General features: G+C 44.5%; 14 protein-coding genes. 7 read left to right on the top strand and 7 right to left on the bottom strand.

Features of this window, described 5'->3' with window-relative positions; translation table 11 throughout:
- Positions 1-13: 13 nt before the first annotated feature.
- The 3 genes from ACTXGF_RS21150 to ACTXGF_RS21140 are packed head-to-tail and all read right to left on the bottom strand — an operon-like array spanning position 14 to position 3176.
- Positions 14-889, bottom strand: a complete 876-nt coding sequence (locus ACTXGF_RS21150) for an AAA family ATPase (protein WP_443534811.1) — start codon at positions 887-889, stop codon at positions 14-16.
- A gap of 15 nt (positions 890-904) precedes the next feature.
- A complete protein-coding gene (locus tag ACTXGF_RS21145; RefSeq protein ID WP_443534810.1) occupies positions 905-2890 on the bottom strand; it encodes a Mu transposase C-terminal domain-containing protein in 1986 nt (661 codons plus the stop codon).
- 22 nt (positions 2891-2912) lie between these two features.
- A complete protein-coding gene (locus tag ACTXGF_RS21140; RefSeq protein ID WP_443534808.1) occupies positions 2913-3176 on the bottom strand; it encodes a helix-turn-helix domain-containing protein in 264 nt (87 codons plus the stop codon).
- A gap of 197 nt (positions 3177-3373) precedes the next feature.
- On the opposite strand from ACTXGF_RS21140, the gene ACTXGF_RS21135 reads away from it, so the two are divergent.
- The 4 genes from ACTXGF_RS21135 to ACTXGF_RS21120 all read left to right on the top strand — a co-directional run bounded on the left by ACTXGF_RS21135 (position 3374) and on the right by ACTXGF_RS21120 (position 5950).
- A complete protein-coding gene (locus ACTXGF_RS21135; protein ID WP_443534806.1) occupies positions 3374-3871 on the top strand; it encodes a helix-turn-helix domain-containing protein in 498 nt (165 codons plus the stop codon).
- A gap of 4 nt (positions 3872-3875) precedes the next feature.
- Complete coding sequence (locus tag ACTXGF_RS21130) at positions 3876-4319, top strand: hypothetical protein (RefSeq protein WP_443534804.1); 444 nt, start codon at positions 3876-3878, stop codon at positions 4317-4319.
- Between the two features lie 69 nt (positions 4320-4388).
- Positions 4389-4601, top strand: coding sequence for a hypothetical protein (locus tag ACTXGF_RS21125; RefSeq protein WP_443534803.1), 213 nt, complete (start codon positions 4389-4391; stop codon positions 4599-4601).
- A 314-nt stretch (positions 4602-4915) separates the two neighbouring features.
- Entirely contained in the window at positions 4916-5950 is a 1035-nt protein-coding gene (locus ACTXGF_RS21120) for a hypothetical protein (RefSeq protein ID WP_443534802.1), read from the top strand.
- Positions 5951-6206: 256 nt separating this feature from the next.
- Here ACTXGF_RS21120 and ACTXGF_RS21115 read toward each other — a convergent pair whose 3' ends face one another.
- The 4 genes from ACTXGF_RS21115 to ACTXGF_RS21100 form a co-directional block, all read right to left on the bottom strand.
- Positions 6207-7301, bottom strand: coding sequence for an NADH:flavin oxidoreductase/NADH oxidase (locus ACTXGF_RS21115; protein ID WP_443534800.1), 1095 nt, complete (start codon positions 7299-7301; stop codon positions 6207-6209).
- Positions 7302-7434: 133 nt separating this feature from the next.
- Positions 7435-8280 (bottom strand): IclR family transcriptional regulator, encoded by an 846-nt coding sequence (locus tag ACTXGF_RS21110; protein ID WP_443534799.1) that lies wholly within the window; start codon positions 8278-8280, stop codon positions 7435-7437.
- Positions 8281-8500: 220 nt separating this feature from the next.
- Complete coding sequence (locus ACTXGF_RS21105) at positions 8501-9733, bottom strand: MFS transporter (protein ID WP_220455972.1); 1233 nt, start codon at positions 9731-9733, stop codon at positions 8501-8503.
- Between the two features lie 161 nt (positions 9734-9894).
- Positions 9895-11049 carry an acyl-CoA dehydrogenase family protein gene (locus tag ACTXGF_RS21100; protein WP_238069931.1) on the bottom strand — a complete coding sequence of 385 codons (1155 nt, stop codon included), beginning with the start codon at positions 11047-11049 and terminating at the stop codon, positions 9895-9897.
- Between the two features lie 329 nt (positions 11050-11378).
- Here ACTXGF_RS21100 and ACTXGF_RS21095 point away from each other — a divergent pair, with 329 nt between their 5' ends.
- The 3 genes from ACTXGF_RS21095 to ACTXGF_RS21085 all read left to right on the top strand — a co-directional run bounded on the left by ACTXGF_RS21095 (position 11379) and on the right by ACTXGF_RS21085 (position 15128).
- Positions 11379-12155, top strand: coding sequence for an enoyl-CoA hydratase (locus tag ACTXGF_RS21095; RefSeq protein ID WP_443534797.1), 777 nt, complete (start codon positions 11379-11381; stop codon positions 12153-12155).
- A gap of 131 nt (positions 12156-12286) precedes the next feature.
- On the top strand, positions 12287-13852 hold the full coding sequence (locus ACTXGF_RS21090) for a 3-hydroxyacyl-CoA dehydrogenase (protein ID WP_443534795.1): 1566 nt from the start codon (positions 12287-12289) through the stop codon (positions 13850-13852).
- 73 nt (positions 13853-13925) lie between these two features.
- The gene (locus ACTXGF_RS21085; protein WP_443534793.1) at positions 13926-15128 is read left to right on the top strand and encodes a 3-oxoadipyl-CoA thiolase; all 1203 of its coding nucleotides are present in this window, start codon (positions 13926-13928) and stop codon (positions 15126-15128) included.
- Positions 15129-15174 lie beyond the last annotated feature (46 nt).

Raw genomic sequence — 15174 nt, 5'->3', positions numbered from 1 at the left:
TCCGTGTTCCTTATTAGTCAATCAACATGTCGGCAAAACGATCAATCATCTCTACCGTGACAGGCGCTTTGTTAATCACAGCGAGGCGATTGATACCGCGTAGCAGCTTGTTTAAACGACGCGCATTACCGCCAGAAACTTTCTCTAAACGCTCGTTAAACGCATCTGTACCCAGCGCCGCTTCACAGAACATCGCGATATCAGTAGCAGGTAGGCGCATTTTGAGATCATGCACCATGCCGATACGGCTGTAGATTTGCTTGTACTGTCCACGCGCACCGCGCAGGTTGGCACGTAGGCGTGGCATACCAGCGAGCACGATACCGATGCCCGCCTTGTCATGAATGCGGCGCAGTATCTCAAGCGAGTTCAGTGTCAGTAGCTCAGCTTCATCGACGATGAGTAGACGGTCAGAGCCTTTTAGCTTTTCGATCACAGCCGTCATCATGGCGTTGTTGTTGCGCCCAGTTGTCACACCCAGCAAGTTGCAGAGTTCAGCCAGTAGTACTTTCGCGCTAAAGGTAGGATCAACTTCTAACATCACCACATTGCTATGACGGGCGGCATACTCTTTAAGCGCCATTGTTTTACCTAGCCCAGCATCACCGATGACCAGCTGCATATCGTTCATGGCGTGAGCAAAACCACAGCTTTCAAGCGTGCGTTTGGCAGTTGGCGTAGCGATAAACTCACTCGATACATCAGTCGATTTGCTCTCTTGGCGCTGGGTCAGCTCAGCAACCGCTTTATCAATGCTTTTAACGTCGCCGCTATAAGTCCCTTTAAGGTACTGATTGATGACTGAGGCAGAGTAGCCAAGTTGTGAGCCAACCTGCTTTTGACTCATGCCAGTGGCTTCGATATGTGCTTTTAATAGTTCGATACTCATGATTAATGTCCTTATTTATTTAGCTTGTTTGTTATTGGTGTCTTCAGCATCTGTGAGGAACATAAAATATTCGGTTTTGGCTTCTGGTGTCACAGTCGTCGGCATCAGCTCATGCAGCGTCTGCGCCTTTTCGTGCTCAATAGCTGGGCGGGTCTCAGCGATTGCCTGTGCTTTTTTCTCATCCAGTTTCTTGATACGAGTCTCAGCACGTTGACGCTTGGTGCGTTCGACCAGTGTTTCAGGGAATGCCAGACGCTTATTGCCATTCAGAACACCATCACAGATATAGCTGCCGTCTTTGTCGCGGATGATGACCGTTGCCGCGTCGTGCTGATCGATAAAGATATCGACATACTTGCCGTCCCAAGCTTCTAGCGCCTGATGCCAGTACTCATTGTTATAGACCGTGACCCATGCGCGTTGCACTTTACGGCTCACCGCAGGGCGGAACATGTCGCGAGCTTCAACTTCAGTCAGCGGGATGATGTCTTCAGCATCCATCTGATTAAAGATATGCTGACGCATCGCCGCTGGGGTCACATTGCCAAGCGCGGTATGCTTGTGCTCTGTGTTGTACGAATGGATGACCGCTTCAGTGACATCAAGCAGTTGCTGCCAGCTTGGTAGTTTGCCTTTGGCCCATGCTTGCTTAGGCGTCAGTACTTCACGTCCCGCAGCTTGTGCATTGGCAAGGCTTGTCGTCGCGGTACTGATTCTGCGGTGCGTGTCGCTGTCAACGTTCGGGCCGTGATACGTTTCAAACTGACGGGCGATAGGCTGGGCAATCGTTTTCATGACACGCTCAATGATGCCGCGTCCTTGTGGGTTTCCTGGTATACCCGTCTCATGATGGACGCCAAGACGCGGGAAAATGCCGATCACATCCGTATCAAACGTCTTATTTTTCTGACCTGAGCCGTTATCCGAGTAGTAAATCGCAGGGATACCGTGCTTGGTCATCGCATGACGCAGCGCATCACCGACAGCGAGCATGTTTTCTGAGTAAGCCATCGACCAACCAACGATATAGCGACTTGCCGTGTCCATAATCAAAGTCAGCTCAGGTGTAAACGGCTTGCCGTGGTCAGGATGGGCGACTTTCATTTTTAAGCTGTGACCATCACCCGTCCACACATCGTTATTGACCAGCGTTGACCAGTCGCGCTTCACATAAGTCTTAAGTGCTTTCATACTTGCGCCAGTCAGACGGCCACATTCGCGCACATATTTCGGCATCTTATCCATCGCACGGCGTACCGCATCATAATGAGGGACGGCGTCAGCGCCATGCTTTGCGCCGTATGACAGCTCAAACGTGCGATACGCTTCAGCCATGCTCAGACCATTGGTATTGCGATACACCGCCATAAAATCTGGCAGCCACTCCATACGGGTTGGTTTAATCACAGGCTGTCCTTGCTTTTGTGGGGCAAGCGCCAGCAGTCGTTCGGTTGGCGTCTCACACTTCGCAGCATCTAGACACCATTGGTGCAACCTGCGTACACCGACGCCAGCCTTACCGCGAGTCTTAGCCAAAGCCGTTGCACAGACCGTGTTGTAGTCAGTTGACTCATCAACAGGCAGCGCCAAATCACGACTCATCTCAGACACCAGCTTGATAGCAGCAGTACGACTACCCGCAGACACCTCGTATTGATCGACCAGTAAGGTCATACGCAGACGAGCATCAGCAGTGGCGCGTTGGTCGCTGTCTAGCGTGTCGATACTACGGTTAGCGATCATCGCGATATCACGTTGTGCCTTTGTCGATTGCTTAGGCATCAACGCCTTATAAGCCTTGGCTTTGATTTCTGCTTGTGCGTCAGCGGGTAAACTATCAAACGCATATTCCAAACCGCCACCGCGACCCGACCTTTTTCGAGACACCCAGTTTTCTTTTTCAGCTGTAGTTCGCACATTGCGATGGAACGTAGGCAATGACTTTAATCGCATATCTGCGATCTCTTTAGCTGTGTAATAGGATTTAATTTCAACACTCATGTGCATTTCTCCCAATTATGAGTTAACATGAGCGTAAGGTTGGTGTAAAATTACGTTCAGCAAAACGTTCTGGCCAGATAGTTTCAGGGGCAACGCCAATTGCCTCCGCAATTAACCGCTCAGATTTAGGATAAGGTTTATCCAAGGCACTGCGTACCGTGCTTTCACCTAATTTATGCGCCCTTGCTAACGCTGCTACTGACCAACCTCGCTTGTGTAAAGCTGCAATCACATCCGCACGATGCCAGTCGTGTGGTTTTTTTTGATTGTCTTGTACGTGGTTCATTTTAGTTGCTCCTTTGAGTTGATAAACATATTTAAACATGTGCGTTTGATTAAATCAACATCTATTTAACCGCACATGTTAAATAAAAAGGATAATTAAACATGAATAATCATAAGCCCTTGTTTAATATCAATTTATTTTTAATATGTGCGCTAGATTTCATTTTTATGAAACGCACATGATTGGAGTAACCTTACATGTGCAATAAAGATTTCGAAAAACGCTTAGAAATAGCTATCCAGAAAATAGGAGGGGTTGGTTTGGCTTGCGCAAAAGCAGGCATTACTTATCCAACATTGACGAGATGGAAGGAAGGAACTTCAGATCCGAAACTGTCTAACATAGTAGCCTTTGCAAAAGCGGCTAATGTAAGCTTAGACTGGTTGGTTAACGGGTTAGATGGAAATACTGGAGAGGTTAATACAGAAATACCTGATATCGCCGCTATAAGTGCTGCAAAGGGTATCAGCGTAGAGGACGCTATAGATACTCTCAAGGCCATGATTGATACCCAGCATAAGCTCACAGAAGAAGAGAGATTCCTACTTAGTGAGTTTAGAGTCTTAGATGATGACCAGCGCCGCATGATGCTACGCTTTATCATTGGCGGATTTGACAGCCTCAACAGTGGTGGTGATAAGAAAGGCATCTTTGGCAGTCCACACGCAAAAATAGAAGACAGCTTCAAAGGGTAGTGCAATGAAAGCACCTGATTACAAAGGGGTTTTTGCTAGCCCTAACGCCCAAATAGCTGACAGCTTCAATGTATATCGGCAGAAACCGCCGCCAGAAGATCATCCTAACGCTATTGTTTGTGTGCAGTGTGATGAACTTACTTGGCGTCTGACTGATTGTTGCATTCATTGTGGGTTTAATATGGATGCTTACGCACAAGAACTGATTAGGCTAGAAAACCTAGACCAACTAAGGTTTGAGCAGCAACAGCTTAAGAAAAAAATACTGCCTCTTCTGATTCTAATGTTAGTTCTTGCTGGAGGTGTAGCGTTGGCGGCACTTCTAACCGATATCCACCCTTTCGCATACTGGATATTAATTGGCGGAATGGTAACAATATCGATATTTATCAAACCTTTAGTTGAAAAGATAGAAAATACTCGTCATCAAATACGAGAGTTACAGTAGCTCGACAAGCTATAACCTGCCTGATTGGAGGTATTATAATTATGAAAACATATAATTTAAGGAATTAGAATGGCTATCGACAATACCATGAGCCAAAAAAGCTTAGATATTCAAAAAGATGTAGACCGACTACGCAATGAGCTGGACAATATCAAAGCTAAACTCAAAACCACGGCTGACAAGGAAGATCTTCTAGAACTCAAACTATTGCTTAGCATGAGGAAAACGGAATTAGTGTCTCGTGAGTTGGACTTAGAGCTATCCGCGAAAGGTTGTAAATAACAATGCAGTGTTCATAAAAAAGGGCAACCAACGCGGCTGCCCTTAATCACTATTTAAACATCGTTTAAACGCCTATCAAACTATCCTCATATATGCACAATTAAACACCGCAATTATATCAACATCTCTCATTCCTGCTCAAAATCTATTCGTGCATAACCAGCGCCACCAAATATGCTTAACCCTTGATATCATTAGCCTAGTGGTTGATAATAGAGGCACATCTTCTTCACTATCCCTATGCACAACTAATCACTGCCCCACATCATAAATCTATTCAAACTAGCGTACGAAGTACTTTACGTGAAATATGTGTGGATAAGCATGTTTTTAATAGTGATGATGTCTGTTTTGGCAGAAAGAAAACACTATTTGAATGTCGTTCAGTTTCTAATACTGAATACTTTGCAAAGTACTTATTAGAAAAAATAATAAAAAATGTCAAATCCTCTATTACAGATTGGTGTGTTATATACACCGCACCAAGAATATCGGGAGATACATTTTTCATTGAGTCAGAAAGAATCCATGTCATACATAAATCTGATAAAAGTTATTGGAGTAGACTATCTGATATTGGATATGTAACCAATGATATAAACCCTGAAACTGGCAATTATAAAGATAGAGAGACAACTCAATTTAGTCGCTTAAGCTATGAGTATTTATTTATAACTGAGTCAAGAGGCACACTAAGTGGTAGTAGATTTTCATCATCATTAAAACTCAGAAAGTTATTTTCTGTCATTTACGCTGTATCCACTAAAAATAGACTTCACAAAGTAATGGCAAGAGCTTACTCGCATTCAATGCAAATTCCGCATAAAGACTCAAATATTAATATGTTTACAACCTCTGAAATAGGTAAACTCTTACCATACTATTTAGAGGAAAAGGTATTAAACGCTGAGGACATAAATAAAATTAAAGCATGGTATGAGCTGGAAGCTAGGTTACCAAAAGAACAGAGAGATCGAATTAATAAATGCGCACATTTTATTAACAAAGGTATGAATTCAAAAGATATCGAGTCATATATTCAATATTTTGTAGCTCTTGATGCGCTTTATGGGAACAGAGGATCTGTTGAAAAATCTATTGTGAATGGTGTATCAGAACTCCCGCAAAATAATGGTTGGAAAGAAAAAATTACGTGGCTATTCGACTTGCGAAATGAGCTGGTACATGGAGGAAGTCGGTTTATTGAAGAGTGGCCTGATTATATGCGATATTACAAGCACTTCAACTCTGAGCCTGCTTTAGATATAGAGCAACTTGCATTTTTGGCATTATCCAGTATGCCGTCAATATTTACAGAGTCTAACAAGTTGCTCAATAAAGAAAAATAACTGTTGGCCATCGACTTGTAATTTTGGCCAGTCATTATTTTTCCTCCTAGCAAGGCGTTACCACAGCCCACTTTTGGCACTAAGCCAACCGTCAATACTTAAATAGTATGAATCTTTACTTTTCTTTTAATCTTACAAAACAGCCTAAGCTCGCGTTTTAGCGACTTCTATGCTGAAAAGCACTCGCTAAAGACTCCATTCATAACAACAAAGCTCAATTGGTCATAACCCATTGAGCCAATACTTGCCTATACATTTACTCTATCGGAGACGGCTTACCATGTGGGCTTGAGCGTATATATTGTTTGGGTGCTTTGACGGTTGCACCAAGCTCGGCAGCAGCGTGCCAAGGCCAGTGCGGGTCATAAAGTATACCGCGTGCTAATGCAACCGCATCCGCTTGCTGCTCAGCAATGATGCTTTGCGCTTGCTCGGCTTCGGTGATTAAGCCCACTGCGATGACGGGTATATCTACAGCTTCTTTTATGGCGGTTGCGAAAGGCACTTGGAAGCTAGGCTCTACAGGGATCTGCTGGTCTGGGCTAAGTCCTGCGGTGCTCACATGGATATAGTCACAGCCTAACGCCTCCAATGCTTTAGCCAGCTCGATCGTTTGGGTGAGATCCCAGCCGCCTTGGGCCCAATCGGTTGCAGACACACGCACGCCCACTGGCTTTTTACTTGAAAATTCGGCCCGAACCGCTGTAAACACGTCAAGTAACAAGCGCATTCTGTTCTCAAGGTTGCCGCCGTATTGATCATCACGGTTATTAGAAAGTGGCGATAAAAACTGATGTAATAGATAGCCGTGCGCACCATGCAGCTCAATTAAATCAAGACCCAGCGCATCGGCGCGTTTTGCCGCATTCACAAAATCACTTATTAGCGCATCAATGTCATTTTGACCCATTGCTTTAGGCACGTTTGAGTTTTCGTCATAGGCAAGCGCCGACGGTGCCACCGTTTGCCAGCCATTTAGCTGATCAGGGGCAATTGAACCGCCGCCGTCCCATGGTTTTTCAGTTGACGCTTTACGCCCAGCATGGGCAAGTTGTACGCCTATTGGCATAGGACTGTACTGCCTAATTGCTGTTAGCGTTTTATCCAGTGCCGCTTGCGTCCTGTCATCCCATAATCCCAAATCAGCATAGCTGATACGCCCTTGTGGATTGACAGCAGTCGCTTCTAAAATAAGTAGTCCTGCGCCGCTCAAACTCATTTGGCCCAAATGGATCGTATGCCAATCGCTTGCCGCGCCATCGTTGGCAGAGTACTGGCACATAGGGGCGATGATAATACGGTTATCTAGTGTGAGTTGCCCAAGTTTTAAAGGCGAAAAAAGCTGGCTCATGGTGAATCCTCAAAAAACACGTCTAAAGGCATGTAACATAAAATGCAAAAGCGATATGAATGATTTATATGATTACCGCTTGAATAGTTGGTGGAGATGAATCGTTATTTTTATAGGGCTCATTTGAGTGATGCTAGTTAATATATAGATTACTCTCAATCATATTTTTCATATGTAGTAGGCGAGGGGCAATATCTTCTTCTAGTTTGGTGCGACTAAGGATAAAACTTGGTGCGCCGCAGTTAAAAGTGAGCAAGCCTTCCGTCGGGTGCATCAGCGCAATGGCTACCGCATTGACATCCTTTTGCCATTCACTAATTGAAAAACAATAACCGTAGTCTTCATAGTCTTGAAAGGCTTTATCTAATCCTCGTCTAATCTTTAGCCAATCATCCTTATACTTATTACGAATCGCATTAAGAATAAACTCTTGCTCAGCAGGTGGCATACTCGCCAAACAGGCTCTCCCCATCGAACTTAAATGAATAGGCAAATAAGAGCCGACATTGCGTTGCATGGTCGTGGTCCCTTGGCCTTGTACAACGTTTAGATACACCATCATCAGTCGATCACGAGTAGCCATGGCAACGGCACTATTGGCATAGTCTGCTAGCTCTTCCATATAAGGAGTCGCAAGGTTATTGATAGAGATATTAGTCATCATCGTATAACCAAAACTTAGTACCCCTGTTGAGAGCTGGTACTTACTGCTATTGGTCGATTGTTTTAAGTATCCCAATTTGACCAATGTATAGGTCAGACGAGTGATGGTTCCTTTAGGAAGTCCTGTCAGCTGACTTAAGTCTTGGTTACCTAGATAAGGCCGCTGCGGGGTAAAACAACGCAGCAGCTCTAATCCTCGAGCCAACGCTGTGACAAACTGTCTGTCGTTTTTATCTCTCATCTCTGCAATGGGTTCTAACAGTTCAATATGCATCTCATTGTTAGTGTCTTCATCGGCAAGGGTATCATTAGTCATATGTCGTCTATTATCCCCAATCAAATTCATACAAACGTTATAAAATCACAAAACTTTATTATTCATAGCATTCTGTGAGCGAATATCAGCTCACAGTTACCCACTGTCTCTTTGATTATATTATATCAATTTACTTTCACATTCTCAGCATAGCATAACGAGAAACTATTGTTTCGCTATGCGGTATGAACGGTAGCGATAGTCATTATAAGAGGTATGGTTAGGCTTGTTGTGGATCATATTGCTTTTCTTTAATGAATAAAGTAGGGATAAGACCACATAAGAAATATGCACCTGCCATAAGTAATAAACCTGCGCCGATAGAGTTATGCATGGCCATATAACCAATGGCAACAGGAGCAATCACAGAGCCAAGCCGTCCAATATTAAATGCACCACCGATAGCAGTACCTCGGATAGCAGTAGGGAAACTTTCGGTTAGATAGGTGGCATTAATGGCATAGGGGATACCGTATAAGAAACCAAAGGTGATCATTAACCAACCGATATTTTCTGGAGTATGCATATACACTAGAATAGGAATAAACAATGCAGTGCCCATCGTACCAAAGGCAAATACTATCTTACGTCCGATTTTATCAGCCATAAATCCAGCCACAACTTTGGCAAACATCATAGTCAGGTACGTTCCCGCCATATACAGTGCCATTTCTTTGAACTTGATACCCAATTCAGTTTCTAGATAAGAAGGTAGCCAGTTACTGACACCAAAATAGCCGAATAACAAAAGTCCTGAGCTCATTGACCATAGGATAAACATAATACGGTGTTTCGGATTTTCCATTATCGCTTTGTATGGGTTCTCTGCTTTTTTGAGAGTATCTAGTGCGCCGCTCAGTTTTAGTGCTCGAGCGTCTTTCCAAGACTGGGGTTCGGGGACTAAAAAGTACATTGATACTGCCAAAAGTATCGGCAAAAACGTCAGTAGATATAGTGTGCGCCAACCATAGCTAGGAATGATCCAAGCGGATACACTGGTGATAACCAATGAGCCTAAAGTAAATCCAGTCATTAATGCAGCAAGTACAGTGGTTCGATGCTTGGTAGGTACCATCTCTGACATAAGCGTATTGGTAGCGATATAAAGACTACCAAGCCCCAAGCAGGCAATAACCCGTAGCGTGACAAACTGCTCATAGCTCTGCACCAATCCACTAAAACCAGACAATATAGAGAACATGCCAGTCGCAAGAACGATGACACGTACTCGGCCAAAGCGATCGCAAGCCCAGCCACCAAAGAACCCACCGATTGCCATCCCAAATAACGACCAACTGCCTAGAGCGCCAGCTTGTACATTGGTCAGTGCAAACTCTAGTTTTAGGCTGGATAAGGTAAAGGCAAGAATACCGATATCAGCTCCATCACATAGTAAAACTAAAAAACAAAAAACAAAGGCCAGTTTCCAAGGTTGTTTTTGGGTGGAGCTCATACTTGGATCTGCAGTTATAGCGACACTTTTCACAATTTATATCCTTAACGTTGTGAGAATGAAAAACTAATTTGATGCGTAGTGGTAAAAATAGAGGGGAACGGTATCAGCATCCTAGCAAATACCGCCGTGCATTTTGGTGGATGAAAAGGTGGTAAGGATTACTCACTGGCTTCTTTAATCATATTGCGGGCAATGATGACTTGCTGAATTTGCGTGGTACCTTCATACAAACGATATAGACGTACATCACGATAAAAACGTTCAATACCGTAGTCTGCGATATAACCGGCACCGCCATGGATTTGTACCGCTCTATCAGCAACACGGCCACACATCTCAGTGGCAAACATTTTGGCGCATGAGGATTCGGTAACGACGTCTTTGCCTTCGTCACGCAGACGTGCCGCATCTAGCACCATGGATTTGGCGGCATAGATTTCTGCTTTTGAGTCAGCGAGCATGCCTTGAATCAGCTGAAAACTAGCAATCGGTTGACCAAATTGCTTACGCTCGACGGCATAGTTGAGTGCATCATTTAGCATGCGAGTAGCAGCTCCAGTACTGGCTGCCGCAATATGCAAGCGCCCTTTATCAAGAACTTTCATGGCCGTTTTAAAGCCAACCCCCTCAACACCGCCGATGAGTGCATCCGCTGGTACGACGCAATTATCAAAGATCACATCACAAGTATGCGCGCCTTTTTGGCCCATTTTTTTGTCAATTTTGCCCAAAGTAATACCAGGTGTGTCGCTTTCAACAATAAATGCCGAAATACCGCCAGAGCGTTTGTTTTGTGGATCGGTGCGTGCCATGACAGTGAATACACCAGCCTGCGGGGCGTTGGTGATATAGCGCTTGGTACCATTGATGATATAAGTATCACCATCCTTAATAGCGGTCGTTTTCAATGATGCGGCATCTGATCCTGACTCCGGCTCGGTCAAACAGAATGAACCGATGATTTCACCACTGGCCAACCGAGGTAGATACTTTTGCTTTTGTGCTTCAGTGCCATCAATGACTAGGCCAGATGAGCCAATACCATTATTTGTCCCTATTAATGAGCGAAACGCAGGAGAGGTACGTCCTAACTCAAATGCCAGCGTGACCTCTTCTTCCATAGTGACACCAAGTCCGCCGTACTCTTCAGGTATGGTCAGTCCAAAAAGTCCTAATTCTCGCATTTGCTCAATGATCTCTTCTGGAAGGCGGTCATTTTCGGCAACCCAATGTTCCATAGGGATAAGTTGATTGTTAACGAAGTTACGAATGGTTTGGGTGATGTGGTCGAGGGTCTCTTTATCTCTAATCATATGAATCTTCCTTGTTTGATTGATGCCTAATATCAGTATCGGCGCTGTGACTGTAATAAATAATGTGACGTCCTTGGATAAACAGCATAATCGATGAATTATTAAATTACAATAGTTTTGGTTTAAAAAACCGCATTGCGGTATTTATATAATTGAATATAGCGTTTTACTTTACATTTATTCTAATTTATCAAATTTTTATGCTTCACAAACCAAAATAAACAGTATATATTGATATTAAATACCGCATAGCGATATTTAATATTCAAAATAAATGCTTTATTACGGTGTTTATACTTTATGCAAGAATGATGTTTAAGGAGTCGATCATGGAAGAGCCACTCATTATTTGTGAGAAAAAAGGAGAAGGCGTGAGTGTCGTTAGACTTAATCGCCCTAAAGTGCGCAATGCACTAAACAGCGAGCTACGTCAACAAATGGCAGATCTGTTCATTCAACTAAATGATGACCCACAAACCAAAGCGATCGTCCTTACTGGTGGTGACAAGGTGTTTGCCGCTGGTGCGGATATCAACGATTTTTTGACTACAAGTACAGTGGATATGTACCTGCGTCATAGTGAACGCTATTGGGATGCCATTACTAACTGCCAAAAACCCATTATTGCTGCCGTCAATGGTTATGCGCTGGGCGGTGGCTGCGAGTTGGCCATGCATGCTGACATCATCATTGCAGGCAAGTCTGCCAAATTTGGCCAACCCGAAATCAAGATAGGACTCATGCCAGGTGCTGGCGGGACGCAGCGTTTGTTTCGCGTGATTGGCAAACATAAGGCCATGAAGATGGTACTAACGGGCGATATGATCAGCGCTGATGAGGCGGACACAATGGGGCTGGTATCTGAAGTCGTTGAAGATGAGGCTACTATCACACGCGCCATTGAGATTGCTGAGCAGCTATCACATTACTCTCCTATTGCCTTAGCACAAATCAAAGAAGTGGCAAATCTAGGTGTTGATATGCCTTTAGAAGGTGCGTTGGCTTTAGAGCGTAAGGCTTTCCAGATTTTGTTCAATACCGATGACCAAAAAGAAGGCGCTAAAGCCTTCTTGGAAAAGCGTCCTGCAGAGTACAAAGGGCACTAATCCATAGCTGCGTTAATTCATAAGCACGTGAATTCATAAGCACGTGAATTCAGAGCCACATTGTGATCGCTTTTGAACCAAGTTATCACCTTTGAACCGAAATTTCATAGCAAACTATGTAGAGAGTTATTATGACTGTGAACACAATCGCCATTATTGGCACTGGTATTATGGGCATGGGTATTGCTCAAATTGCTGCTCAAGCTGGTATCCAAGTACTGTTATATGACGCCAAATCAGGCGCTGCTGAACAAGGACGACAATCCTTGCAAAGTACCCTAGAAAAACTAACTGCTAAAGGCAAATTTAGCGATGAGCAGCTACAGGATACTTTAAGTAATTTGACCGTACTACAAGAGCTTAGCCAAATTGCGACTGCTGAGATAGTGGTTGAAGCCATTATCGAAAATCTAGACATCAAAAAACAACTTTTTGCCCAGTTAGAAGGTGTGATCACTGCCGATACTATTTTGGCGACCAATACCTCCTCCTTATCAGTGACCGCCATTGCTGCTGACTGTGATTATCCAGAACGTGTGGCAGGGTTTCACTTCTTTAATCCAGTCCCTTTGATGAAAATTGTAGAGGTCATTCCAGGTCTGTCTACTCAGCAATCAGTGATTGACGTTCTCTCCGATTTGGCCAAACGTATGGGTCACCTAGGTGTGGTAGCAAAAGACACACCGGGTTTTATCGTCAATCATGGCGGTAGAGCGTACGGTACAGAAGCGTTAAAAATATTGGGTGAAGGGGTAACAACGTTTGAGAGTATTGACCGAATTTTGCGTGAAGGCGCAGGGTTTCGCATGGGGCCGTTTGAGCTGTTAGACCTCACTGGTATCGATGTGTCGCACCCCGTGATGGAGTCGATTTACAATCAGTTCTATCACGAAGCGCGTTATCGCCCGCATCCACTGACCCGTCAAATGCTAGTAGGTAAAAAGCTCGGCCGTAAGGTTGGTGCAGGGTTTTATCACTATGAAAACGGTCAGAAGTTGTCAGCAGCTACTGCTCAAGATCAGTCGTCCGAAGCACTCATATCTGATGCCGTTATTACCTCAGTTTGGGTTGGCGCTGATCTGGCAGAAGACAAAACTCAGCTGGTCGATTACCTAAAGTCTCAGGGTATCACTATTGATGACAACGACAAGCCAAACCCTGATAGTTTGGTTTTGCTAGCACCCTATGGCGAAGATACGACCAATGCTGCCATTCGTTATCAAGTTAATCCTAAGCAAGCCGTTGCCATTGATATGCTCATTGGACTAGCAAAGCATCGTACTTTGATGCCAAGTCTCGTCACGCAGGAAAAATTTGTCGCACAAGCTTATACGTTATTTGGTAAAGGCTTGGATGCTAATGAAGCAGCCACACAGCCTATAGTCGATGCCACGCTGATTTCCGAAAGTATCGGCTTTGTGACACAGCGTGTGGTCGCTATGGTGATTAATCTCGGTTGCGACATTGCCATGCAAGGGATTGCTTCACCTGAAGACATCGATAATGCTGTCAAGCTTGGGCTAGGTTATCCATATGGTCCTATCTCTTGGGGCGATCATCTTGGGGCCTCGCGTGTATTGCTCATTTTAGAGCGTATCTACGGGCTGACAGGTGACCCACGTTACCGTCCAAGCCCTTGGTTGCAGCGCCGTGCCAAGCTTGATGTGTCATTGTTTACTCAGCAAAACACTTACTAATTTGAACGACAAGATATGGTTATTAAACCATAAAACCATTATTTAGAGTTAAAAAATACAACAAGGAAAGGTTATGTTAGATGCCTATATTTATGATGGATTAAGAAGTCCTTTTGGTCGATATGTTGGCGCATTAGCAACCGTACGCGCTGATGATTTGGTTGCCGGCGTGATGAAAGCGTTGGTCGAAAAGCACCAGCTATCTGCTGATATCTTTGATGAAGTGTTGCTAGGCAGCGCTAACCAAGCAGGCGAGGATTCTCGCAATATCGCGCGTAACGCGGCTTTGTTAGCAGGGTTGGATGTAACAACTCCAGGTCAGACAGTAAACCGTTTATGTGCGTCAGGTCTGTCTACTGTTGTCGATGCTGCTCGCAGTATTACGTGCAACGAAGGGGATATTATTTTAGCAGGTGGGGTCGAGTCGATGACGCGTGCGCCGTTTGTATTTGCCAAGACAGAGCAGCCTTTTAGCCGTGACTTTAAAGTATTTGATACCACTATCGGTAGCCGTTTTCCCAACCCAAAAATTATTGAGAAGTTCGGCTGTGATACCATGCCGCAGACGGGCGATAATGTCGCGCAGAAGTATGGTATTACACGAGAGGAAGCCGATAAATTTGCAGCCGCATCACAGGCCAAGTACCAAGTCGCCAAACAAGCAGGGTTTTTTGACGATGAGATAACACCTATCACTGTATCCCAAGGTAAGAAATTGCCTGCAAAAGTAGTCATAGATGATGAGCATCCGCGTGCCAGCTCTAATATTGAAGCACTACAAAAGCTCAAACCGTTAAACAAAGATGGAATCGTCACCGCAGGTAATGCGTCTGGTATCAATGATGGTGCTGCCGCGCTCATCATTGGCTCAAAGCAAGCAGAGGAAAAGCTAGGCTTTAAACCGATTGCCAAGATCCTATCATCAGGTGCAATGGGTATTGAACCCAATATCATGGGCGTGGGTCCTGTTGAAGCGATTAAGCTTGCACTAAAGCGTGCTGGTTTGAGCCTCGAGGACATGTCTATCATTGAGATCAATGAAGCTTTTGCCTCACAGGTACTGGGTTGTCTAAAAGGGTTAGATATTGATTTTGATGATAAGCGTGTCAATCCCAATGGTGGAGCCATCGCTGTCGGCCATCCGCTTGGCGCATCAGGTGCCAGAATCGCCTTGAGTACTGCTCGAGAGCTACAGCGCACAGGTGGCAAATATGCCGTTGTCAGCCTGTGTATTGGTATTGGGCAAGGGCTTGCCATGGTGATAGAACGCGTCTAAGACTCAAAAGTATGCTCGCCCCATTATTGACTATAGTTGAGTCAGT

The organism is Psychrobacter sp. 1Y6, from assembly GCF_052258385.2.
Lineage (GTDB): Bacteria > Pseudomonadota > Gammaproteobacteria > Pseudomonadales > Moraxellaceae > Psychrobacter.
Note: the sequence above shows the minus strand (reverse complement) of the source record. Positions and strands in the feature narration are given on the sequence as shown.